The following is a 22433-nucleotide window of genomic DNA, read 5'->3' as shown; positions in this document are numbered from 1 at the left end:
CCCGTCCGTGACGGGCACGTTCGACCCACCTGACGACGGGGAACAGGCAAGGGATGCCAGAGGTACGCAGGTGGACCGAGGGGCTGCGGCGGGTCGCGGGACGGCACCGGGACCCCGTCGCCGTCCAGACCGTGCGCTCCGCCGTGGCCGCGACGCTCGCCTATGTCATCGCGCTGCGGCTGAGTCCGGAGCCCGCCCCGCTGACCGCTCCCCTGACCGCCCTGCTCGTCGTCCAGGTCACCCTGTACGCCACGCTCACCAACGGCGTCCGCCGGGTGAACGCGGTGGTGGCCGGTGTGCTCGTCGCCATCGCCTTCAGCCTGCTGGTGGGTCTGACCTGGTGGAGCCTGGCCCTGCTGATCGTGGCCTCGCTGGCCGTGGGACGGCTGGTGCGCGTCGAGGAGTACGTGCCCGAGGTGGCGATCAGCGCCATGCTGGTGCTCGGGGTCACCACCGTCGGCAACACCGCCTGGGCCCGGGTGGTGGAGACGCTCATCGGCGCGGTCGTCGGCCTCGGCTGCAATCTGCTGCTCGCTCCCCCGGTCTGGGTCGGCGAGGCCGGCCGGTCCATCGAGGGGCTGGCCCGCCGGGTGCGGCAGCTGATGCTGCGGCTCGGCGAGGAGGCGGGCGGGCGCACCCCGTGGGAGCTGGCGGCCGAGCGGCTGCACGAGGCACGGCGCCTCGACCACGACATCGTCGAGGTGGACGCGGACCTGCGCCAGGCCGAGGACAGCCTGCGGCTCAACCCGCGCGTGCGGGAGGGCCTGCTGAACCGGGTGGTGCTGCGGACCGGTCTCGACACGCTGGAGATCTGCACGGTCGTGCTGCGCGTGCTCGCCCGTACGTTCACCGACCTGGCCAAGGCCCGCGACCCGGAGCCGCTGTTCTCCCGGGAGGCGGGCGCCACGCTGGAACGCCTGCTGTCGGAGATCGCCGACGCGGTGGTCAGCTTCTCGGTGCTGGTGACCACCGATCTGAGCGTGAGCGCCGAGTCCGCGGAGGCCCGGCTCGCCGCCGAGCTGCACACGGCGGCCGGCACGCGCGACAAGCTGGCGCTGCTGCTGCGGGAGGAGGCCGACCGCGACCCGCGGCAGTGGCAGCTGCTCGGCGCCGCGCTGACCGAGGTGAACCGGATGCTCGACGAGCTGGACACCGAGCACCGCTCGCACCGGCTCCTGGAGGAGCTGGACCGGGTCTCGCGCGACCAGCGGGAACGGCGGCCCTGGGTGGCCTGGCTGCGCGAGCGGGTCGGCGTCCAGGAGCGGCTGTGGCGGAACCGGACGGGGGGCGACGGGCGTTTTCCGTGAGGGAACGGGCACGGAGAACCGAGGCGGGCAACGGGCTCGGGCGTCGGGCTGAGGGGACGCGGCATGAGCGGGACTGCGGTGCGGATCGACGGGAACACGCTGCGGCTGCCGGGCGGGGTGGCGGTGCGCTTCGTACGCACGCTGCGGCTGCCCGAGACGGGCACGCACCCGCTGCCGCCGGGCCTGGGCGAGTTCCCGGTGCGCCGGGTGTCCGATCACCCGGACACGGTGCCCGCGCGGTGGCGTGAGCACGGTGGTGTGCTGCTGCCGGTGTATCTGCGCGAGGCGATGTGGCTGAGCTTCGCGGGCACGACGGAGCCGGCCGCCCTCCAGGTCGGTGTGGGCAGGGTGTGCGCGGTGTCCGGGAAGCGGTGGAGCGACCGGCTCGCGCGCGATCCGCAGAACTACGTGGTGCTGCCGAGGCAGCCGTGGCTCGACGGCGTCAACTCGGGCGAGGGGACGGTCCGGCAGTTCGTGGCGGTGCCGCTGGGGCTCGGCGCGACCGTGGAGGGGCAGGTCACGGGCGAGGAGGTGTGGGGCGGGGTGCAGTTGCGGACGTTCCCGCTGGAGGAGGGGCCGCTCGCCGAGTGGCGGCGCGCGCAGCGGGTGCTGCGTGGGCGGACGGGCGCGGGCGGCGGATTCGCCGGTCCGGCCGGGGCGTTCGGAGCGGCGATGCCGATGGCGGCGGCGCCCGCGGCGCGCCCGGCCGCGGCGGCTCCGGCCGGGCGCGCGGCGATGGGCCTCGGTGTGGGCGGCTCGATGCGCCAGGAGGTGTACCGGGACGAACGGCCGCTCGACGACTGGTCGCGGCGGCCCGCCGGGCAGGTGTTCGTGCATCTGGTGACCCCGCCCGAGTGGCGCCGCATCACGGGCGAGGAGCCCCCGCCGTCGCCGGTGGACCGGGCGGCGTACACCGCGGCGGGGCTGCCCTGGTACGACTACTACGACGCGGACGCCGAGGACCTCGCCCCGGCCGACGCCCTAGGCCGGGTCCAGCCGGTGGGCAACTGGCTGGGCGACGACCTGGACCCCTGGCAGGAGCCGGCGCCCGGTCAGGTCAAGCCCCTGAAGGACGGCGGGGACAGCGCCCCGGAGGAGCACGGGGAACGGAGCGACTAGCCGGAACGCGCCCGCGCCCGACGGACACGGACCAGTGCGTTGCACCGGCCGCAACGGCCGTTGCCCGTCTTGCATGTGGAGGTCGGGCCGGGCCAAGGTGGTGACGGACGGGGCGGCCGACTACCTGAGGTGCGGGCATTGGACAGTGACGCGGAAGCACAACGCGGCGGCTGGAGCAGGCGCCGGTTCGTCGGGGCCCTGGCGGGCACGGCCGCCGTGGTGGTGGTCCCGGCGCCCGCCGCACCGGACGTCGGGCCCGTGGAGCCCGCGCCGGCCCCCGCACCCGCGCGGCGCGGCGCCCCGGCGCGGCCGTCCGGACCGCGCCCCCTCCACATCGGCACGTACACGTCGGCCGACGGCGGCGGCAAGGGCATCGGGCTGGCCTCGTACGACCCGGACTCGGGCGTGGTCACCGGCGCCGGGACCGTCACCGGCGTACCCGACCCGTCGTATCTGGCGGCGCACCCCGACGGCCGGACGCTGTACGCGGTGGACGAGCGGGACGCCGGGGGCGTGACCGCCGTGCGGCTGTCCGACCGCCGGGTGCTGGGCACGCGGAGCACGGGCGGGGCGGGTCCCTGCCATCTGTCGGTGCATCCCGGCGGGCGCTGGCTGCTGAGCGCCAACTACACCTCGGGCAGTGTGGCCGTGCACCCGATCGACGCCTCGGGCGCGCTCGGCGAGCGCACGGCGCTGGTCACGCACTCGGCTCCCCCGCCGGGACCCGGGCAGCAGGGGCCGCACGCGCACCAGGTCGTCACGGGTCCGGACGGCGGGCACGTCCTCGCCGTGGACCTGGGCACCGACACCGTCTACACGTACCGGCTGGACGAGGGCCGGGGCACGCTGACCGAGGTCGCGCAGGCGCACACCCGGCCGGGCGCGGGCCCGCGCCATCTGACGTTCCATCCGGGCGGGCGGTACGCGTACCTGGCCAACGAGGTCGACAACACGGTCGCGGTCTGCGCGTACGACCCCGCGTCGGGGCGGGTGTCGATCGGGGCGGCGCAGCCGACGGGGACCGGGCCGGGGACGAGTTATCCGGCGCAGTTCCTGGTGACCGCGGACGGCGCGTACGCGTATCTCGCCAACCGCGGCCACAACAGCCTCACGCGGTACGCCGTCGAGGCGGACGGCGCCCGGCTGCGGCTGCTGGACACGGTGCCGGCGGGCGGGGACTTCCCGCGTCAGATCGCGTTCTCGCCTGACGGCAGGCTGCTGTTCGCGGCCAACCAGCGCTCGGGGACGGTGAGCGTCTTCCACGTCGACGCGGCGAGCGGCGGGCTGCGCCTCGCGGGTGAGCCGTTCCCGTCACCGGTCGCCGTCTGCGCGCTGCCGCTGTAGCGGGCGGGGGCGGGAGGCGGCGCTCGCGCGGGCGAGCAGCACGTGCATGCGCTCGGTGAGCTGGGCGACGTCGTCGGCGGGCGCGTGGAAGGGCAGGCGTACGTCGCCGTGGGTGCGGGCCCGTTCGATGCGCAGCGTCAGTCCGTGCCGGTCCACGGCGAGGGGCTGGACGCGGACCGCGGCGTGCAGGCTCGCGGGGTCGACGAGCCGGGTGAGGCGTTCGACGGCGTCCGGGTGGGCGTCGGCGAGGTGGGTCAGCAGATGGGCCTCGGCGACGGCGAGCGGATCGGGCGCGGCGGCGGCGAACGCGTCGACGGCGACGACGCTCGCGCCCGAGGCCCGGCGCAGCACGATCCGGGTCGGCCGGAAGGCGAGGCGGTCGCCGTCGGGGGTGAACCAGCCGGCGCACCAGACGCGGGCGCGGACACGGTCGCGCACGGGGACGGGGGCGACGTCGGCGAACTCCAGCACGGCGGACGGCTCGCCGCGCGGGGCGCAGATCGCGGCCGTGCGCAGGGCGCTGTCCTCGGGCACGTGCAGGAGCACCCGGCCGTCGTCGCTCACGGTGTGCGCCCCGACGAACTCCTCGCGCCCGCCGTCGGCCGTCACCGCGCACGACCACGTCGTGGCGAGCACCGACCGCGCCCGTTCGGCCGCGCCAGGCACGGCGGCCCGGTCCTGGTTGTCACCCATCCGATCCTCCTTAGGTTAGGCTTGCCTAACCTATCGGAGTTCCGGGCGCAGGCCAACCACCCGACGCGCCGAACACGGGAACGGGCCGGACCCGAAGGAGTGGGACCAGGACCTAAAGGGGTGGGGCCGGCCCTCCCCCGGAGGGCTCGGTGAGCACACCGAGCAGGGCCCGCGCGCACAGATCCCGCACCTGGTCCCTGGTCAGCGAGGGGTCGCGCAGCCACTCCAGGCACACCGAGGTCGTGAAGGCCAGCCAGCCGCGCACCGCGAGCGGGACGTCCGGGCGGGCGGCGAACAGCGGGCCGAACTCCGGGTCGGCCGCCAGCGCGGCCAGGATCTGCCGCTCCTGGGCGGCCAGGGCCCGCCGGTAGACCCGGCGCACCGCCCGGTCGCCCGCCGCGTCGGCGCGGTGGAAGGCGCGGAAGCCGTGGGCGTGGGCCTCGACATGGGCCAGATGGGCGTCGAGACCGGCCGTGAGCTGCGCGCGCACCGGGACGCCCGGCGTCCCCGCCGTCATCCGCAGCATCCGCTCGCTCTCGCGCTCCACGACGGCCGCGAAGAAGTCGCGCTTCGTCGGGAAGTAGTGGTACAGCAGGCCGCGCGAGACACCCGCGATCCCGGCCACCCGCTCGATGCGGACGTCGTCGTACGGGCTCTCCGAGAACAGCCGGGCCCCGACCGACAGCAGTTGCTCCCGGCGCTCCTCGGTGCTCAGTCTGCGACGGGTGCGTTCCCCCGGGTCCGCGGCCATGCCCGCACCTTACTTGACGTCGGTTCAACAACGGCACCAGACTGGGGACGCTGTTGAACCCACGTACAACACGCTCCGTCCGCCGCAGGACCGAGGGAGACCGCGTCATGGCGCAGACCCACGCCGGCACCGGGGCCGCACTGCCGAAGGGCTTCCGCGGCGCCGAGCAGGGCTGGCCCGAACTGCACCGCATCCCGCGCCCGCCGCACCGCGTCCCGCTGCTCGGCGACGTCCTCGGGGTCGACCGGCGCACCCCCGTGCAGGACTCGCTGCGGCTCGCCCGGCGGCTGGGACCGATCTTCCGGCGCAAGGCGTTCGGCAAGGAGTTCGTGTTCGTGTGGGGCGCCCGGCTCGCGGCGGACATCGCCGACGACTCCCGCTTCGCCAAGCACGTGGGCCTCGGCGTCGCCAACCTGCGGCCGGTGGCCGGGGACGGCCTGTTCACGGCCTACGGCCACGAGCCCAACTGGCAGCTCGCGCACGACGTCCTCGCCCCCGGCTTCAGCCGCGAGGCGATGGCGGGCTACCACGGGATGATGCTCGCGGTGGCCGGGCGGCTCACCGACCACTGGGACCGGGAGCTGGCCGCGGGGCGCACGGTGGACGTGCCCGGCGACATGACCAGGCTGACCCTGGAGACCATCGCGCGCACCGGGTTCGGGCACGACTTCGGCTCCTTCGAGCGCGACCGCCCGCACCCCTTCGTGACCGCGATGGTCGGCACGCTGGCCCACGCCCAGCGCCTCAACACCGTGCCCGCGCCGCTCGCGCCGCTGCTGCTGCGGGAGGCCGGCCGGCGCAACGCCGCCGACATCGCGTACCTCAACCGCACCGTGGACGACCTGGTGCGGGCCCGCCGCGAGTCCGGCCGCGGGGACGGGGACCTGCTCGACCGGATGCTGGAGACCGCCCACCCGGAGACCGGGGAGCGGCTGTCCCCGCGGAACGTACGGCGCCAGGTGATCACCTTCCTGGTCGCCGGGCACGAGACCACCTCCGGCGCGCTCTCCTTCGCCCTCCACCACCTCTCCCGGAACCCCGGGATCGCCGCCCGCGCCCGCGCCGAGGTGGACCGCGTGTGGGGCGACACCCCGGCGCCGGCCTACGACCAGGTGGCCCGGCTGCGGTACGTGCGCCGGGTCCTCGACGAGTCGCTGCGGCTGTGGCCCACGGCACCCGCCTTCTCGCGCGAGGCGCGGCAGGACACGGTGCTCGCCGGTGAGCACCCGATGCGACGCGGGGCCTGGGCGCTCGTGCTGACGCCGATGCTGCACCGCGACCCCGAGGTGTGGGGCGCCGACGCGGAGGACTTCGACCCGGACCGGTTCGACGCCGCGGCCGTGCGCGGGCGGCCCGCGCACACCTTCAAGCCGTTCGGCACCGGGGCGCGGGCCTGCATCGGCCGCCAGTTCGCCCTGCACGAGGCGACCCTCGTCCTGGGGCTGCTGCTGCGCCGCTACGAGCTGCTGCCGGACCCCGCCTACCGGCTGAGGATCGCCGAACGGCTGACGCTGATGCCCGAGGGGCTGCGCCTGGGCCTGGAACGCCGCCCGGCACCCGCGGCCGGCCCCTCCGCGGCCGGGCAGGACATTCCGTCAGCCGCCCGCCGTCCAACGCACAGGCCGGACCAGTGACCCCGGCACCCACAGCCGGTCTCACCCCGGCCGGTCCCACCCCGGCCGGGGAGGATGTTCCGTCAGCCGCCCGCCGTCCAACGCACGGGCCGGACCAGTGACCCCGGCACCCACGGCCGAACCCGGCCCGGCCGGTCCCACCGTGGCCGGTCCCACCGCGGCCGGGGAGGACGTTCCGTCAGCGGCCCGCCGTCCAGTGCGCGGGCCGGGCGAGTGACCCCGGCAGCCGGGTGCCGGCGCCGCCCCGCGCGGCCTGCACCTGGGGCTGGGTGAGGAAGAAGGCGCCGGTCAGATCGGCGTCCGTGAGGTCGGTGTCGCGCAGGTCGGCGCCGATCATGTCCGCACCCCGCAGATCGGCGCCCGTCAGATCGGCCGCGATGAGACAGGCGCCGCGCAGGTTCGCCCCGCGCAGGTCGGCTCCCCCGAGCCGGGCCCCGACGAGATCGGCGCCCCGGCGGTCCTTCTTCCGCCCGCGCGCCCCGGCCCGCGCCAGCTCGCTGGTGCGCAGCAGCAGGACGTCGACCTCCCGGCGGTGCGCGGCGACGTCGAGGGCGGCGAGGTCCTCGGCCGGCAGCCGGGCGAGCCGTTCGGTCGTGTCCAGGGCGGTGCGCAGGTCGGCGCGGAGGGGGCGGGCCGCGGGCAGCGCCAGCGCCTCGGTGAGGTACCAGAGCAGTTCGTGGAGCTGCCGTACGACGGCGAACGCGTCGAACATCCGGTGGGCCCGTTCCGCCGGTCCGGTGCGCCAGTCCCGGCCGCCGAAGGTGAACTGCGAGACCCGCTGGCCGGCACCGAAGCAGTCGTAGACCGTGCAGCCGCGAAAGCCCCGCTCCCGCAGGTCCGTGTGGATGCCGCAGCGGTGGTCGTCCCGCAGGTTGTGACAGGGCCGGCCGGCGGGCTTGTCGTGCGGGAAGTCGGCGGAGGCGGCGAAGGACAGGGCGACACAGCACAGCCCGAAGCACCGGGCGCAGTCCCCGCGCAGCGGGGCCGGGCCGGTCGTCCGATCTGACATGCCGTTCAGCCTACTGTGCGGTGCGCGGCTCTCCGACCGAATTACCTTCCGGGCGCGGGAGAGAGGATCGTGCAAGGAGGCGGTGCGATCGTTCTAACGGCCGCGCAGTTCACGGTGGTTCCATCAAAGGGCAGGAACTCCCCCGCATCTCCCACGGAGCACTTTCATGGCACTCGACTCATACGTCGGTCTCGGCCGGTCCGGTCTCAAGGTCAGCCCGTTCTGCCTCGGCGCGATGAACTTCGGCGAGGACGGCGGGTTCGGCTGCGGGGTCGAGGAGTCGGAGAAGATCCTCCAGACCTACCTCGACCGCGGCGGCAACTTCGTCGACACCGCGAACTTCTACACCAACGGCCACTCGGAGGCGATCCTCGGCGACTTCTTCGCCGCCCGCCCGGGCCTGCGCGACCGCACCGTGCTGGCCACCAAGTTCTTCGGCAACCTGCACCTCGGCGACCCCAACGGCGGCGGCGCGGGCCGCAAGGCGATCATCGGCCAGCTGGAGGAGTCGCTGCGCCGGCTGCGCACCGACCACGTCGACCTGTACTGGCTGCACAACCACGACTGGTCCACGCCCGTCGAGGAGACCCTGCGCACGCTGGACGACCTGGTCACCGCGGGCAAGATCCGCTACGTCGGCTTCTCCGACACACCGGCCTGGTTCACCGCCAAGGCCCACACCATGGCCGTGCTGCGCGGCTGGACCCCGCTCACCGCGCTCCAGATGGAGTACTCGCTGCTGGAGCGGACCATCGAGGGCGAGTTGGTCCCGCTGGCCCAGGACGCCGGGATGGGCCTGCTGCCGTGGAGCCCGCTCAAGAGCGGCTATCTGTCCGGGAAGTACCGCAAGGGACGGGACATCCCGGCCGACACCCGGCGCTCGGCCTTCCTCGGGCAGCCCACCGACGCCCAGTTCGCGGTGATCGAGACCCTGGTCTCCGTCGCCGAGGAGGCCGGCGCGAGCCCGGCGGCCGTGGCGCTGGCCTGGGTGCAAGGACGGCCCGGTGTCAGCTCCACCCTCGTCGGACCGCGCAGCGTCGAGCAGTTGGAGGGCAACCTGGCCGGTCTGGAGGTGCGGCTGACGGAGCCGCAGCGGGCCGCGCTCGACGAGGTGTCCGCGCCCGTCCTCAACTTCCCCCACGACCTCAACCGCCAGGTCGGCGCCATGCTCAAGTACGCCGGGGCCACCGTGGACGGCGTGCCGAGCGCCGTGTACCCGCCGCTCCGGGCGTACACCGCCCGCTACTGAACCCCGCAGCCCGGTCTCCCCGACCCCCGCGGCGCACGCAAACTCACCGCCGAGTTTCCTGCGTTGTGGGGGTCTTCTCATACGTCGGAAATCAAGCCCGGCTACCACTGGGTGAGGAGCCCGCCGAACCCAGGAGACGGACCATGTGCAGCCACCAGCCGCCGTGCCCCGACGCCGGCCACCCCGACCACCGCACCGCCGTCACGGTGTCGGCCCACCCCGAACAGGGCTGGAGTCTGCTGTGCAACGGCACGATCGTCTTCGACGACACCGGGGAGGTGCTGCCCGACGGGCGGGCCGTCGGACCGTGCCGCGTCGTGGACCCCCCGGCCCTGGCCGTCTGAGCCGTACTCCCGGGGTGCTCCGCCGGGCGCCGGGCGAGCGGTTCGGCGCCGGGCGCCGTGTCCCCCGTCCGGCGGCCCGGTGTCACGCCTCGTCGCGGGCCAGGGCGAGCAGCCGGTCCAGCACCCGGGGCGAGCCGGTGCGCAGGCCGTCGTGCTCGAACTCGTCGGTGACCCAGGTGCGCAGGCCCCGGATCGCGCGGGCGGTGGCGAGCGCGTGCCCGGTGTCGACGTACATGTCGTCGTGGTAGACGGCCGCGGCGGCCGGCACCTCGTTAGCGGCGAGCCGGGCGGGGTCGTACAGCGGGCGCCAGTCGGTGCGGGCGGCGAGCAGTTCGGCCGTCTCGCGCAGGGGCCGCAGGGCGGGGTCGGCGTCGAACGTCCAGGGGTGCACGGTCTCGCCGGTGAACAGCACCGGCGCGTCGCCCGCGAGGGCCTTGGCGGCGTCGAACTGCGGGAACTCGGCGCGGACGCGTTCGGCGGCCCAGTTCGTGGGGCGGGCGTCCTGGCCGTAGATCGGCTCGTGGATCAGGGCGTAGAGCGGGTGCCCGGCGTGGGACAGCAGGCCCCGGACCTCCTCCTGGAAGGCGTCGGAGAGGGCGGTGCCGTCCGCGGTGCGCACGAAGGCGTCCTCCAGCAGGTAGTGGAGGCGGTGGCTGCCGTCGCTCGCGCCGAGCATCAGGCCGAGGGACTGGAACGCCTCGACGGTGAGCCGCTGGCCGCCCGGCAGCACCACCTCGTGCTGCAACAGGTGGTCGGCGATGCGGCGGGCGCGCTCGACGTCCTGGGGGTAACGCGCGTAGTGCGCGGCGACCTTGCGCTCGATACGTGGATAGGCGGCGCGGTAGACGTCGTCGGCGTGGGCGTCCAGGGAGGGCAGGCCGCCGGTGATCAGGACCGTGGCCAGGCCCTCGGGGGCCAGGGACAGGTAGGAGACGGCGCAGAAGCCGCCGAAGCTCTGGCCGAGCACGGTCCAGGGGTCGCCGCCGGTCACCCGGGGGCGGATCAGCTCGCAGTCGCGGACGATCGAGTCGGCTCGGAAGTGCGTGAGGTAGTCGGCCTGGTCGGCCGGGGTGCCGCGCAGTGCGAGGGTCCGGCGGTCGGCGGGCGTGGAGTGACCGGTGCCGCGCTGGTCGAGGAGGAGCACCCGGTAGTCGTCGAGGGCCCGGTCGAGCCAGGACTGTCTTCCGACGAAACGGTTCGCCCCGAAGCCGGGGCCGCCCTGGAGGAAGACCAGCCAGGGCAGTTCCTCGGCGGCCTTGCGGGTGGCGACGACCTCTCGGGCGTACAGCTCGATGGTCTCGCCCGCGGGGTCGGCGTGGTCCAGGGGCACGGTGAAGCGGCGGTCGGTGAGGACGACGCCGGGCTGGCGGTAGCTGAGGCTCAACGGTTCTCCCGGGACGGACGGATGCTCGCGCGTCCCAGTTCAGCACATGGCGCGCGGCGGGCGGACCCCCGGGATCATGAAACCGTACTGAATCCTGGGTCAGCGGGCGATGAGGCTGGAGCGGCGTACCACCAGCTCGGGCTGGAGCACGACCCGCCGGTGTTCGTGCGCTCCGGGCGTTTCGCGCGCCTCCGTCTCCTCCAGGAGCAGTTCGGCGGCGAGGGCGCCCATGGTGACGGCGGGCTGGCGGACCGAGGTGAGCGGGACGGCCGCGGCGGCGGCGAACTCGATGTCGTCGTAGCCGACGAGGGCGAGGTCGTCGGGGACGACGACACCGGCCGCGTAGAGGGACTGGAGGACGCCGAGGGCGAGCAGGTCGTTGGCGCAGAACACGGCGGTGGGGCGGTCGGCGAGGCCGAGGAGGCGGGCACCGGCGTCCCGCCCTGCGGCGACGTCGAGCCGTTCGGTGGGCAGCTCGCGCAGCGCGTCGGGCCCGAGCCCCGCCTCGGCGAGCGCGTTCAGCGCCCCGGTGCGGCGGTCGCGGACCTGGTTGAGTCCGGGCGGTCCGCTGACGTACGCGAGGGAGCGGTGGCCGGCGTCCAGGAGGTGGCGCACGGCGAGCGCCCCGCCCGCCACGTCGTCCACGGAGACGGAGCACTCGGTGGCACCCTCGGCGACCCGGTCGACGAGGACGAAGGGGATGCCGTGCCGGCGGAAGGCGTCGATGTTGCGGCCGGTGGCGTCGGCCGGGGTGAGCAGGACGCCGCGGACGCGCTGCTCGGCGAAGAGCGACAGGTACTCGGCCTCGTCGCCGGGGTTCTGCGCGCTGTTGCAGACCATGACGCCGAGGCCGGCCTCCCGGGCGGCCCGCTCGGCGCCGCGCGCCACGTCGACGAAGAACGGGTTGCCCATGTCGAGGACGAGCAGGCCCATGATCCGGCTGCGGCCGGCGCGCAGCTGGCGCGCGGACTCGCTGCGCACGTAGCCGAGCCGGTCGATCGCGGACAGGACGCGTGCCCGGGTCTCGCCGGCGACGGTGTCCGGGCGGTTGATGACGTTCGAGACCGTGCCGACGGAGACTCCGGCGGCGCGGGCGACGTCCTTGATACCCACCGACTGGGCCATCGGGCGGGGACCTCCTGGGGCGAGGGGCGGCGGGAGGGGTTCACATTACCGTCACCACGCCCCACAACGGTCCGCCCGGAACGGCGCCGCGGAGGGCACCGCCGGGGGCGGCGGAACGGGTGACGGCCCCCTCCCGGGGGGACGGTCGGACAACGGGACGGCAGGGGCCCCGCGGGGGCGCCGCCGAGGAGACCGGGCGCCCCGCGGGCAATCGCCGCCGGGCCCGTCAGGGGAGGTGGAAGACCTCGGTCAGCGGGGTCATCGCCTCGTCCGGGCGGGAGCCGTCCGGCGACTCGAAGAACGGCGCCATCTCCGTCTGCCAGCGGGCGTTGACGTCGGTGGCGGCCATGGCGTCCCGGGCGGCGGCGAAGTCCTCGGTCTCCAGGTAGCCGACGAGCAGGCCGTCCTCGCGCAGGAAGAGCGAGTAGTTGTGCCAGCCGGTGGCGGAGAGCGCCGCGCGCATCTCCGGCCAGACGGCGGCGTGCCGCTCGCGGTAGGCGTCGAGGCGGTCCGCCCGGACCTTCAGCAGGAAGCACACACGCTGCATCGGCGGTCCCCGCTCCTCGACGGGCAAACGTCGCCTGCCGGAGCACTAGAAGTCGAACTCGTCGATGTTCTTCGCGTCGAACACGGTCGGCTTGCCCAGGTTGATCACGCCGTCCTTGCCGAGGGTGTACGACGTCCCGCCGGCCTGGAACGTCTCGCCCTCCTTGCCGGTGATCTGCCCGGAGGCCAGGGCGACGGCGGTGCGGGCGGCGAGGTCGCCGAGCTTGGACGGGTCCCACAGCTCGAACGCGTCGACGGTGCCGTTCTTGACGTACTTGCGCATGTCGTTGGGCGTCCCGAGGCCGGTCAGCTTGACCTTGCCCTTGTACTTGGAGCCGGACAGGTACTGGGCGGCGGCCTTGATGCCCACGGTGGTCGGGGAGATGATCCCCTTCAGGTCCGGGTGCTCCTGGAGGAGGCCCTGGGTCTGCTGGAAGGACTGCTGGGCGTCGTCGTTGCCGTACGCGATCTTGACGAGTTTGACGTCCTTGTACTTGGGGTCCTTCAGCTCGTCCTTCATGAAGCCGATCCAGGTGTTCTGGTTCGTCGCGGTCTGCGCGGCCGACAGGACGGCGATCTCGCCCTTGTAGCCGATCTGCCGGGCGAGCAGCTGCACCTCGGTGCGGCCCAGGTCCTCGGCGCTGGCCTGCGAGACGAAGGCGTTGCGGCAGTCCGTGTTGGTGTCGGAGTCGTAGGTGACGACCTTGATGCCGTTCGTCATGGCCTGCTTGAGCGCGGTGCACAGGGCGCCGGGGTCCTGCGCGGACACGGCCATCGCGTCGACCTGCTGCTGGGTGAGCGTGTTGACGTAACTCACCTGGCCGGAGGTGTCGGTGGCGCTGGAGGGGCCCACCTCCTTGTACTTCCCGCCCAGTTCGGCGAGCGCCTTCTCGCCGCCCTTGTCGGCGGAGGTGAAGTACGGGTTGTTGACCTGCTTGGGCAGGAACCCGACGGTGAGGCCCTTCTTGAGGGGGGCGTTCGGATCGGCCTTCCCCGCGGAGGAGGAGGCGGCGCCGCCACCGCCGCTCTTGACGTCCTCCTTGGTGGTGCCACCGCACGCGGTGGAGACGAGGGCGAGCGAGGCGACGGCGACGAGGGAGACGGAGCTACGACGGAGAACCGCTTTGCGCATGAGGAGTTCCTTATGAGAAGGGCCAGCTGAGCACGCCCCGAGGGGCGCGGGGAACTGCGCGACCGGCCACGGCGGGCCCGCAGTCGACGAACGGCCTACTGCCGGAGGGCTTGCGCCCGAGCGAGCGAGATCCGCCGGGCGACCCGGGGTCCGAGCACCGAGACCACGAGCAGCACACCGGTCACGACGATCTGCGACTGGGCGGAGACGTTGAGCAGGCTCATCACGTTCTGGAGCGCCCCGAGCAGGAACACCCCGGCGATCGCGCCGCCGAGCGTGCCCCGGCCGCCGTCGAAGTCGATCCCGCCGAGCAGCACGGCGGCGACGACGGAGAGTTCGAGGCCGGTGGCGTTGTCGTAGCGGGCGCTCGCGTAGTGCAGCGCCCAGAAGACTCCGGTGAGGGAGGCCATGAGCCCCGTCGCGGTGAACAGCAGCAGCCGGGCCCGCTTGACGCGGATGCCCGCGAACCGCGCCGCCTCCTCGCTCGCGCCGATCGCGAACAGCGACCGCCCGAACGGGGTGGCGTGCAGGACGACCACCGCGACGACGAGGAGCACCAGGAACGGCGGCAACGCCCGCGGCAGGAACGAGTCGCCGACCCGGCCGGCCGCGAAGTCCAGGTACTGCGTGGGGAAGTCGGTCACCGCGTCGGAGCCGAGCACGATCTGCGCGATGCCCCGGTAGGCGGCGAGGGTGCCGATGGTGACGGCGAGGGAGGGCAGTCCGAGCCGGGTGACCAGAAGCCCGTTGACCAGTCCGCAGGCCACGCCCAGGAGCAGGCAGAGCGGGATGATCGTCTCGATCGCCAGGCCCTCGTTCCACAGCCTGCCCATGACGGCGCCGGACAGACCGGCGGTGGAGGCGACCGAGAGGTCGATCTCCCCGGCAACGACGAGCAGGGTCATCGGCAGGGCGATCAGGGCGATCGGCAGGGTGTTGCCGATCAGGAAGGACAGGTTGAGGGCGTTGCCGAAGCCGTCCACGAAGCCGAACGACAGCAGCAGGAGGACGATCAGGAGCGCGCCGACGACCGTGTCCCAGCGGATCGCGCGTGTCAACGAGTCAGACATGGCGGGCGTTTCCCTTCCGCGGGTCCTTCTTCCGTACGGCGCCCTGCTCCGCCGCCGGGTCCGTGGGGTCCCCGCGCTCCGGGTCCCGCGGCGGGGTGTCCGTCGGCGCGGCCGGGCCGGCCGGCCGGCGGGCGGCCTGTTTCTTGAGGGCGGCGGCCACCCGCAGTGCGACGATCCGGTCGACGGCGATGGCGAGCAGGAGCAGGACGCCGTTGATGGCGAGCACCCACACCGAGCTGACCCCCAGGGCGGGCAGCACGCTGTTGACCGAGGTGAGCAGCAGCGCGCCGAGCGCCGCCCCGTACACGCTGCCCGCGCCGCCGGTGAAGGCGACGCCGCCGACCACGACGGCGCTGACGACGGTGAGTTCGTAGCCGGTGCCGGTGCCGGAGTCGACGTTGCCGAACCGGGCCAGGTAGAGCGCGCCGGCGAGGCCGGCGAGGGCGCCGCAGACCGTGTACGCGACGAGGATGCGCCGGCGCACCGGGATGCCGGCCAGCCGAGCGGCCTCCGGGTTGGAGCCGAGGGCGTACAACTCCCGTCCGCCGCCGAAGTGTTTGAGGTAGTAGGCGGTGGCGACCAGGACGGCGAGGGCGATCAGGGCGAGCCAGGGGATCGCGGAGAGTCCGCCGGAGCCGAAGTCGACGAAGCCGCCGGGGAGGTCGGCCGCGGTGATCTGCCGGGAGCCGACCCAGATGGAGTCGACGCCGCGGACGATGTAGAGGGTGCCGAGGGTGACGACGAGCGCGGGCACCTGACCGAGGCTGACCAGCAGCCCGTTGAGCAGTCCCGAGCCGATGCCGAGCAGCACGGCGAGGAGGACCGCGACGACCGGGTCGCCGCCGCCGTGCAGCCAGGTGCCGGCGGCGAAGGCGCTGATGCCGAGCGTGGAGCCGACGGAGAGGTCGACGTTGCGGGTGATGACGACGAGGGACTGGCCGGTGGCGACCAGCACCAGGATCGTCGCGTTGAGGAGCAGGTCCTTGATGCCCTGCTCGGACAGGAACTGGCTGTTGCCCGCCTGGGTGACGGCGATCATCACCAGGAAGACGACGAGGATGGCGAGTTCGCGCATCCGGAAGACCCGGTCGACGAGCCGGGTCCCGCTGGAGCGGGGTACCTCGGCGACGGGTGTCTCGTGGGGCGTGGTCACCGTCATGCGACGGCCCTCCCCGTGGCGGCGGCCATCACGGTCTCCTCGGTGGCCTCGGAGCGGGGGATCTCGGCGGTGATCCGGCCCTCGTGCATCACGAGCACGCGGTCGGCCATGCCGAGGATCTCGGGCAGGTCGGAGGAGATCATCAGGACGGCGACCCCGTCGGCGGCCAGCTCGCCCAGCAGCCGGTGCACCTCGGCCTTGGTCCCGACGTCGATGCCGCGGGTGGGCTCGTCGACGATGAGCACCTTGGGGGCGGTGGCCAGCCACTTGGCGAGGACGACCTTCTGCTGGTTGCCTCCGGAGAGCGTGGCGACGGCGTCGGCGATCCGGGCGTACTTCACCTGGAGCCGCACCGCCCAGTCGAGGGAGCGGCTGCGTTCGGCGCCGCGGTCCATGAACCCGGCCCTCACGGTCGTGCGCAGCCCGGTCAGGCCGATGTTGCGTTCGATGGACATGTCCATCACCAGGCCCTGGGCCCGCCGGTCCTCGGGGACGAGGGCGAGGCCGGCGGCCATCGCCGTGGAGGGGGCGCCGCCCACGAGCCTGCGGCCCTCGACCTCGACCTCCCCCGCGTCCCAGCGGTCGACCCCGAACACGGCGCGGGCGACCTCCGTGCGCCCGGCGCCCACGAGTCCCGCGAGTCCGACGATCTCGCCGTGGCGGACCTCGAAGGAGACGTCGGTGAAGACGCCCTCCCGGGTCAGCCGGCGCACGCTCAGGGCGACGTCGCCGGGCCGTACGTCCTGCTTGGGGTACAGCTCGTCGAGGTCGCGGCCCACCATGCGGCGGACCAGGTCGTCCTCGGTCATGCCGTCGAGGACCTCACTGGCGATGAGGGCGCCGTCGCGCAGGGTGGTGACGCGTCGGCAGATCTGGAAGATCTCCTCCAGGCGGTGCGAGATGAACAGCACCGCGGCGCCCTGCTCGCGCAGGGTGCGGACCACGCCGAACAGCCGGGCCACCTCGCTGCCGGTCAGGGCCGCCGTCGGCTCGTCCATGATCAGGACGCGGGCGTCGAAGGAGAGCGCCTTGGCGATCTCGACGATCTGCTGGTCGGCGATGGACAGTCCGCGCGCGGGCCGGTCGGGGTCGAGGGCGACACCGAGCCGTTCCATCAGGGCGGCGGTCGCCGCGCGGGTGGCCCTGTGGTCGATCCGGCCGAGCGCCCGGCGGGGCCGGCGGCCCATGAAGATGTTCTCGGCGATCGACAGGTCGGGAAAGAGCGTGGGTTCCTGGTAGATCACGGCGATGCCGGCGTCGCGGGCGTCGCCGGGGCCGTGGAAGACGACGGGCTCACCGTCGAGCAGCACCTGACCGGCGTCCGGTCGGTGCACCCCGGCGAGCGTCTTGATCAGCGTCGACTTGCCCGCGCCGTTCTCCCCGGCGAGGGCGTGCACCTCGCCGGGGAACAGCTCCAGGGAGACGTCCCGCAGCGCCCGGACCGCGCCGAAGGACTTGGAGACGTCCTTCAGCGCCAGCACCGGGGGTCCCGTGTCGGACGGGTGGGTCATGGGGGCTCCTCGACGACGCCGGCGGGTCGGCCCCCACGGCGTCGTGAAAGGTTTCAACTGGATTGCCGGGACGTTAGGCAGCCAACACAGGTCCCGTCAATGGGTTCGTCTCGATAAATTTCCGATGCCCCAAGGTCACGTACGAGTCACGGAGAACCCGGGCCGCCTTGAGGGTTGACACCCTGTCGGCCGGCTTTTAGCTTCACTCCCTGAATCGTTTCACACCGCGGTTTCCAGGAACCGCGTTCAAGCCCCCTGCTGTCAGGAGCCCTCGTGACCGACCTCGCCGCGGTGAAGGCCGCGCTGAAGACCCAGGCCGTCGAGACGCCGTCGTGGGCGTACGGGAACTCGGGGACACGTTTCAAGGTGTTCGCCCAGCAGGGCGTGCCGCGCGATCCCCGGGAGAAGCTGGAGGACGCGGCGCGGGTGCACGCGTTCACCGGTGTCGCGCCGACCGTGGCCCTGCACATCCCCTGGGACCGGGTCGACGACTACGCGGCGCTCGCCGCGTACGCCGGGGAGCTCGGCGTGGGGCTGGGCGCGATCAACTCCAACACCTTCCAGGACGACGACTACCGGCTCGGCAGCATCTGCCACCCCGACGCGGCGGTGCGCCGCAAGGCCGTCGCCCACCTCCTGGAGTGCGTCGACATCATGGACGCGACGGGCTCCACCGATCTGAAGCTGTGGTTCGCCGACGGCACGAACTATCCCGGCCAGGACGACATCGCCGCGCGGCAGGACCGGTTGGCCGAGGGGCTCGCCGAGGTGTACGCGCGGCTCGGGGACGGCCAGCGGATGCTCCTGGAGTACAAGCTGTTCGAGCCGGCGTTCTACACCACCGACGTGCCGGACTGGGGCACGGCGTACGCGCACTGCCTGAAGCTGGGACCGAAGGCGCAGGTCGTGGTCGACACCGGGCACCACGCGCCGGGCACCAACATCGAGTTCATCGTGGCGACGCTGCTGCGGGAGGGGAAGCTCGGCGGGTTCGACTTCAACTCCCGGTTCTACGCGGACGACGACCTGATGGTGGGCGCGGCCGACCCGTTCCAGCTGTTCCGGATCATGTACGAGGTGGTGCGCGGGGGCGGGTTCACCGCCGACGTGGCGTTCATGCTCGACCAGTGCCACAACATCGAGGCGAAGATCCCGGCGATCATCCGGTCGGTGATGAACGTGCAGGAGGCCACGGCGAAGGCGCTGCTGGTCGACCGTGACGCCCTGCGTGAGGCCCAGGGGTCGGGAGATGTGCTCGGGGCCAACGGGGTGCTGATGGACGCCTACAACACCGATGTGCGGCCGTTGCTCCGTGAGGTGCGGGAGGAGATGGGGTTGGATCCCGAGCCCATGGCCGCGTATGCCCTGTCGGGGTGGGCCGAGAAAATTGTCGCTGAACGGGTGGGTGGGCAGCAAGCGGGGTGGGGGGCGTAAGCGTCTGCCGGATTTCTGCTGGATTCGGACCGCGGGTCCGTCGTGGTTGATCGCGCCGTTCCCCGCGCCCCTTCGGGGGCGCCTCTGCCTCACGCTGATTCAAAGTTAGGGATCCTCATGGCTGTCCACCCCCAAGTCGATGCTCTGCTCTCCCGTTCGCATCGGCTCGGTCGTGATCCTCGGAACACCAACTACGCCGGGGGGAACGCCTCCGCGAAGGGCACCGGCACCGACCCCGTCACCGGTGGTGACGTCGAGCTGATGTGGGTGAAGGGGTCCGGTGGGGACCTCGGCACACTGACCGAGGGCGGGCTCGCCGTGCTGCGGCTCGACCGGATGCGGGCGCTCGCCGACGTCTATCCCGGTGTCGGGCGCGAGGACGAGATGGTCGCCGCGTTCGACTACTGCCTGCACGGCAGGGGCGGCGCCGCGCCCTCCATCGACACCGCGATGCACGGGCTCGTGGACGCCCCGCACGTCGACCACCTGCACCCCGACTCGGGCATCGCGCTCGCCTGCGCGGCCGACGGGGAGAAGCTGACCGCCGAGTGCTTCGGCGACACCGTGGTGTGGGTGCCGTGGCGGCGGCCCGGCTTCCAGCTCGGGCTGGACATCGCCGCGGTCAAGAAGGCCAACCCGCGGGCCGTGGGGTGTGTGCTCGGCGGGCACGGGATCACCGCGTGGGGCGACAGCTCCGAGGAGTGCGAGCGCAACTCGCTGCACATCATCCGCACCGCCGAGCGGTTCCTGGCGGAGCGCGGGAAGGCCGAGCCGTTCGGGCCCGTGCTGGAGGGGTACGGCGCGCTGCCGGAGGCCGAGCGGCGGGAGCGGGCGGCGGCCCTCGCGCCGTACGTCCGCGCCCTCGCCTCCCAGGACCGCGCCCAGGTCGGGCACTTCGACGACTCCGGGGCCGTCCTCGACTTCCTCGCACGGGCCGGGCACCCGCGGCTGGCCGCGCTCGGGACGTCGTGCCCGGACCACTTCCTGCGCACGAAGGTACGCCCGCTCGTGCTCGACCTGCCGGCGAGCGCCCCGCTGGAGGAGGCCGTCGCCCGGCTCGCGGAGCTGCACTCCGCGTACCGCGAGGAGTACGCCGCCTACTATGCGCGGCACGCCCTGCCGGACTCGCCCCCGATGCGCGGCGCCGACCCGGCGATCGTGCTGGTGCCCGGCGTGGGCATGTTCAGCTTCGGCAAGGACAAGCAGACGGCGCGTGTGGCCGGCGAGTTCTACGTCAACGCGATCAACGTGATGCGGGGCGCCGAGTCGGTGTCGGCGTACGCGCCCATCGAGGAGTCGGAGAAGTTCCGCATCGAGTACTGGGCGCTGGAGGAGGCCAAGCTGCGGCGGATGCCGGCGCCCAGGCCGCTCGCGACGCGGGTGGCGCTGGTGACCGGCGCGGGCAGCGGGATCGGCAAGGCGATCGCGCACCGGCTGGCGGCCGAGGGCGCCTGTGTCGTCGTCGCCGACGTGAACGCCGAGGGCGCCGCCCGGGTCGCCGGGGAACTGGGCGGGCCCGACCGGGCCGTCGCCGTCACCGTGGACGTCACCGACGAGGAGCAGATCGCCGCCGCGTTCCGGGCGGCCGTGCTCGCCTTCGGCGGGGTCGACCTGGTCGTGAACAACGCGGGCATCTCCCTGTCGAAGCCGCTGCTGGAGACCACGGCCCGGGACTGGGACCTCCAGCACTCCATCATGGCGCGCGGCTCGTTCCTGGTGTCGCGGGAGGCGGCCCGGGTGATGATCGCGCAGCGGCTCGGCGGCGACATCGTCTACATCGCCTCCAAGAACGCCGTCTTCGCCGGTCCGAACAACATCGCCTACTCCGCCACCAAGGCCGACCAGGCGCATCAAGTGCGGCTGCTGGCCGCCGAGTTGGGCGAGCACGGCATCCGGGTCAACGGGGTCAACCCGGACGGTGTGGTGCGCGGCTCCGGGATCTTCGCGAGCGGTTGGGGCGCGCAGCGGGCCGCCGTGTACGGGGTCGAGGAGGAGAAGCTGGGCGAGTTCTACGCGCAGCGGACCCTCCTCAAGCGCGAGGTGCTGCCCGAACACGTGGCGAACGCGGTGTTCGCGCTCACGGGCGGCGACCTCACCCACACCACGGGGCTGCACGTCCCGGTCGACGCGGGTGTGGCGGCCGCGTTCCTGCGATGACCGGTACCCCCGAGGCGTACGCCGCGGTCGACCTGGGCGCCTCCAGCGGGCGGGTCATGGTCGGCCGCGTCGGCCGCGACACGCTGGAGCTGACCGAGGCGCACCGCTTCCCCAACCGGCCGGTGCGGGTGCCGGAGGGGCTGCGCTGGGACGTCCTCGCCCTGTACGCGGGGGTGCTGGACGGGCTGCGGGCGGCGGGCGCGCACGCCGGACGGCTCGACTCGGTCGGCGTGGACGGCTGGGCCGTGGACTACGGGCTGCTGGACGCGGACGGCGCCCTGCTCGGCAACCCGGTGCACTACCGGGACGCCCGCACCGAGGGCGTCGCCGAGCGGGTGTGGAAGACGGTGCCGGCCGCCGAGCTGTACACGGCGACCGGGGTGCAGTACGCCCCCTTCAACACCCTCTACCAGCTCACGGCGGCCCGGGGGACGCGGCAACTCGCCGAGGCCCGGCGGCTGTTGCTGGTGCCCGACCTGCTGACGCACTGGCTGACCGGCGAACAGGGCACCGAGCTGACCAACGCCTCCACCACCCAGCTGATCGACCCGCGCACCCGCGACTGGTCGTACACGGTGGCGGACCGGCTCGGCATCGACCTGGGACTGTTCCCGCCGCTGCGCCTGCCGGGCGATCCGGCGGGGGTGCTGCGGCCCGAGGTGCTGGAGGAGACCGGGCTGACCGGGCCGGTGCCGGTCACCGCGGTCGCCTCGCACGACACCGCGTCGGCGGTCGCCGCCGTGCCCGCGGCGGACGAGCGGTTCGCGTACATCTGCACCGGCACCTGGTCCCTGGCCGGCGTCGAACTGGACGCGCCGGTGCTGACGGAGGAGAGCCGGGCGGCCAACTTCACCAACGAGCTGGGCATCGACGGCACGGTCCGCCACCTGCGCAACATCATGGGCCTGTGGCTGCTCCAGGAGTGTCTGCGGGCCTGGGGCGCGCCGGAGCTGGACGGTCTGCTGCGGGCGGCGGCCGAGGTGCCCGCGCTGCGGTCGGTCGTGGACGCGGGCGACCCGGCGTTCCTCGCGCCGGGCCGGATGCCGGAGCGGATCGCCGCGGCGTGCCGGGCGTCCGGGCAGCCGGTGCCCGGCTCCCCGGCCGAGACCACGCGCTGCATCCTCGACTCCCTCGCCCTCGCCCACCGGCGGGCCGTCGAGGACGCGCAGCGCCTGTCCGGCCGCGCGGTGGACGTGGTGCACGTCGTCGGGGGCGGCAGCCGCAACGCGCTGCTGTGCCGGCTGACCGCCGACGCCTGCGGACTGCCCGTGGTGGCAGGACCCGCCGAGGCCGCGGCGTTCGGCAACGTGCTGGTGCAGGCCCGCTCGCACGGCCTCGTCGGCGACTGGAAGGACCTGCGCGCGCTGCTCGCCCGCACCCAGCCGCTGACCCGGTACACACCCCGCGGGGACACCGCCGTCTGGCGGGCGGCGCAGGCCCGGCTCACCACGGGGTGAGACCGGTC

18 protein-coding genes and 1 pseudogene are annotated in these 22433 nt (G+C 73.6%); 9 read left to right on the top strand and 10 right to left on the bottom strand.

What is annotated here, in order from left to right:
• Positions 1–53: 53 nt before the first annotated feature.
• The 3 genes from AB0F77_RS18165 (at position 54) to AB0F77_RS18155 (ending at position 3770) form a co-directional block, all read left to right on the top strand.
• Positions 54–1307, top strand: a complete 1254-nt coding sequence (locus AB0F77_RS18165) for an aromatic acid exporter family protein (RefSeq protein WP_361948972.1) — start codon at positions 54–56, stop codon at positions 1305–1307.
• Between the two features lie 63 nt (positions 1308–1370).
• On the top strand, positions 1371–2426 hold the full coding sequence (locus tag AB0F77_RS18160) for a hypothetical protein (RefSeq protein WP_361948969.1): 1056 nt from the start codon (positions 1371–1373) through the stop codon (positions 2424–2426).
• Between the two features lie 138 nt (positions 2427–2564).
• Positions 2565–3770, top strand: a complete 1206-nt coding sequence (locus AB0F77_RS18155; protein WP_361948967.1) for a lactonase family protein — start codon at positions 2565–2567, stop codon at positions 3768–3770.
• On the opposite strand, the gene AB0F77_RS18150 is transcribed toward AB0F77_RS18155, so the two are convergent.
• Positions 3738–4463, bottom strand: a complete 726-nt coding sequence (locus AB0F77_RS18150) for a DUF2470 domain-containing protein (RefSeq protein WP_361948964.1) — start codon at positions 4461–4463, stop codon at positions 3738–3740. The two genes, AB0F77_RS18155 and AB0F77_RS18150, sit on opposite strands and share 33 nt — an antisense overlap.
• A gap of 112 nt (positions 4464–4575) precedes the next feature.
• Entirely contained in the window at positions 4576–5214 is a 639-nt protein-coding gene (locus AB0F77_RS18145; RefSeq protein ID WP_361948961.1) for a TetR/AcrR family transcriptional regulator, read from the bottom strand.
• 107 nt (positions 5215–5321) lie between these two features.
• On the opposite strand from AB0F77_RS18145, the gene AB0F77_RS18140 reads away from it, so the two are divergent.
• Positions 5322–6848 carry a cytochrome P450 gene (locus tag AB0F77_RS18140; protein ID WP_361948958.1) on the top strand — a complete coding sequence of 509 codons (1527 nt, stop codon included), beginning with the start codon at positions 5322–5324 and terminating at the stop codon, positions 6846–6848.
• 178 nt (positions 6849–7026) lie between these two features.
• On the opposite strand, the gene AB0F77_RS18135 is transcribed toward AB0F77_RS18140, so the two are convergent.
• Entirely contained in the window at positions 7027–7857 is an 831-nt protein-coding gene (locus AB0F77_RS18135; protein WP_361948955.1) for a pentapeptide repeat-containing protein, read from the bottom strand.
• Positions 7858–8023: 166 nt separating this feature from the next.
• On the opposite strand from AB0F77_RS18135, the gene AB0F77_RS18130 reads away from it, so the two are divergent.
• Both AB0F77_RS18130 and AB0F77_RS18125 read left to right on the top strand, forming a co-directional pair.
• A complete protein-coding gene (locus AB0F77_RS18130; RefSeq protein WP_361948952.1) occupies positions 8024–9106 on the top strand; it encodes an aldo/keto reductase in 1083 nt (360 codons plus the stop codon).
• A gap of 143 nt (positions 9107–9249) precedes the next feature.
• Entirely contained in the window at positions 9250–9450 is a 201-nt protein-coding gene (locus AB0F77_RS18125) for a DUF5999 family protein (protein ID WP_361948949.1), read from the top strand.
• Between the two features lie 82 nt (positions 9451–9532).
• Here the strand turns inward: AB0F77_RS18125 and AB0F77_RS18120 are convergent, their stop codons facing one another.
• The 7 genes and pseudogenes from AB0F77_RS18120 to AB0F77_RS18090 all read right to left on the bottom strand — a co-directional run bounded on the left by AB0F77_RS18120 (position 9533) and on the right by AB0F77_RS18090 (position 17377).
• The gene (locus AB0F77_RS18120; protein ID WP_361948946.1) at positions 9533–10834 is read right to left on the bottom strand and encodes an alpha/beta fold hydrolase; all 1302 of its coding nucleotides are present in this window, start codon (positions 10832–10834) and stop codon (positions 9533–9535) included.
• A gap of 99 nt (positions 10835–10933) precedes the next feature.
• Positions 10934–11959 carry a LacI family DNA-binding transcriptional regulator gene (locus AB0F77_RS18115; RefSeq protein WP_361948943.1) on the bottom strand — a complete coding sequence of 342 codons (1026 nt, stop codon included), beginning with the start codon at positions 11957–11959 and terminating at the stop codon, positions 10934–10936.
• A 226-nt stretch (positions 11960–12185) separates the two neighbouring features.
• Positions 12186–12506 carry an L-rhamnose mutarotase gene (locus AB0F77_RS18110; RefSeq protein ID WP_361948940.1) on the bottom strand — a complete coding sequence of 107 codons (321 nt, stop codon included), beginning with the start codon at positions 12504–12506 and terminating at the stop codon, positions 12186–12188.
• Between the two features lie 45 nt (positions 12507–12551).
• Entirely contained in the window at positions 12552–13637 is a 1086-nt protein-coding gene (gene rhaS / locus AB0F77_RS18105; RefSeq protein ID WP_361948937.1) for a rhamnose ABC transporter substrate-binding protein, read from the bottom strand.
• A gap of 95 nt (positions 13638–13732) precedes the next feature.
• Positions 13733–14707 carry an ABC transporter permease gene (locus AB0F77_RS18100; RefSeq protein WP_361948934.1) on the bottom strand — a complete coding sequence of 325 codons (975 nt, stop codon included), beginning with the start codon at positions 14705–14707 and terminating at the stop codon, positions 13733–13735.
• 127 nt (positions 14708–14834) lie between these two features.
• Positions 14835–15866, bottom strand: a pseudogene (locus tag AB0F77_RS18095) (ABC transporter permease); the annotation flags it as partial.
• The gene (locus AB0F77_RS18090; RefSeq protein ID WP_361948931.1) at positions 15863–17377 is read right to left on the bottom strand and encodes a sugar ABC transporter ATP-binding protein; all 1515 of its coding nucleotides are present in this window, start codon (positions 17375–17377) and stop codon (positions 15863–15865) included. The pseudogene AB0F77_RS18095 and the gene AB0F77_RS18090, both read right to left, overlap by 4 nt.
• Before the next feature lie 273 nt (positions 17378–17650).
• Here AB0F77_RS18090 and rhaI point away from each other — a divergent pair, with 273 nt between their 5' ends.
• From rhaI to AB0F77_RS18075, 3 genes are all read left to right on the top strand, one after another.
• Positions 17651–18811 carry an L-rhamnose isomerase gene (gene rhaI / locus AB0F77_RS18085; RefSeq protein ID WP_361948928.1) on the top strand — a complete coding sequence of 387 codons (1161 nt, stop codon included), beginning with the start codon at positions 17651–17653 and terminating at the stop codon, positions 18809–18811.
• Between the two features lie 117 nt (positions 18812–18928).
• On the top strand, positions 18929–20968 hold the full coding sequence (locus AB0F77_RS18080; protein WP_361948925.1) for a bifunctional aldolase/short-chain dehydrogenase: 2040 nt from the start codon (positions 18929–18931) through the stop codon (positions 20966–20968).
• Positions 20965–22425, top strand: a complete 1461-nt coding sequence (locus AB0F77_RS18075; protein ID WP_361948922.1) for a rhamnulokinase family protein — start codon at positions 20965–20967, stop codon at positions 22423–22425. The genes AB0F77_RS18080 and AB0F77_RS18075 overlap by 4 nt, the downstream gene beginning before the upstream one ends.
• Positions 22426–22433 lie beyond the last annotated feature (8 nt).

Source organism: Streptomyces sp. NPDC026672 (genome assembly GCF_040638185.1).
GTDB lineage: Bacteria > Actinomycetota > Actinomycetes > Streptomycetales > Streptomycetaceae > Streptomyces.
The sequence above is the reverse complement of the archived record's forward strand: the minus strand, read 5'-3'. Positions and strand labels throughout refer to the sequence as shown.

Excerpts from the sequence above, each read along its gene's own strand:
- AB0F77_RS18165 (WP_361948972.1), top strand. The coding sequence starts at position 54 with ATGCCAGAGGTACGCAGGTGGACCGAGGGGCTGCGGCGGGTCGCGGGA.
- AB0F77_RS18160 (WP_361948969.1), top strand. The coding sequence starts at position 1,371 with ATGAGCGGGACTGCGGTGCGGATCGACGGGAACACGCTGCGGCTGCCG.
- AB0F77_RS18150 (WP_361948964.1), bottom strand. The coding sequence starts at position 4,463 with ATGGGTGACAACCAGGACCGGGCCGCCGTGCCTGGCGCGGCCGAACGG.
- AB0F77_RS18145 (WP_361948961.1), bottom strand. The coding sequence starts at position 5,214 with ATGGCCGCGGACCCGGGGGAACGCACCCGTCGCAGACTGAGCACCGAG.
- AB0F77_RS18140 (WP_361948958.1), top strand. The coding sequence starts at position 5,322 with ATGGCGCAGACCCACGCCGGCACCGGGGCCGCACTGCCGAAGGGCTTC.
- AB0F77_RS18135 (WP_361948955.1), bottom strand. The coding sequence starts at position 7,857 with ATGTCAGATCGGACGACCGGCCCGGCCCCGCTGCGCGGGGACTGCGCC.
- AB0F77_RS18130 (WP_361948952.1), top strand. The coding sequence starts at position 8,024 with ATGGCACTCGACTCATACGTCGGTCTCGGCCGGTCCGGTCTCAAGGTC.
- AB0F77_RS18125 (WP_361948949.1), top strand. The coding sequence starts at position 9,250 with ATGTGCAGCCACCAGCCGCCGTGCCCCGACGCCGGCCACCCCGACCAC.
- AB0F77_RS18115 (WP_361948943.1), bottom strand. The coding sequence starts at position 11,959 with ATGGCCCAGTCGGTGGGTATCAAGGACGTCGCCCGCGCCGCCGGAGTC.
- AB0F77_RS18110 (WP_361948940.1), bottom strand. The coding sequence starts at position 12,506 with ATGCAGCGTGTGTGCTTCCTGCTGAAGGTCCGGGCGGACCGCCTCGAC.
- rhaS (WP_361948937.1), bottom strand. The coding sequence starts at position 13,637 with ATGCGCAAAGCGGTTCTCCGTCGTAGCTCCGTCTCCCTCGTCGCCGTC.
- AB0F77_RS18100 (WP_361948934.1), bottom strand. The coding sequence starts at position 14,707 with ATGTCTGACTCGTTGACACGCGCGATCCGCTGGGACACGGTCGTCGGC.
- AB0F77_RS18090 (WP_361948931.1), bottom strand. The coding sequence starts at position 17,377 with ATGACCCACCCGTCCGACACGGGACCCCCGGTGCTGGCGCTGAAGGAC.
- AB0F77_RS18080 (WP_361948925.1), top strand. The coding sequence starts at position 18,929 with ATGGCTGTCCACCCCCAAGTCGATGCTCTGCTCTCCCGTTCGCATCGG.
- AB0F77_RS18075 (WP_361948922.1), top strand. The coding sequence starts at position 20,965 with ATGACCGGTACCCCCGAGGCGTACGCCGCGGTCGACCTGGGCGCCTCC.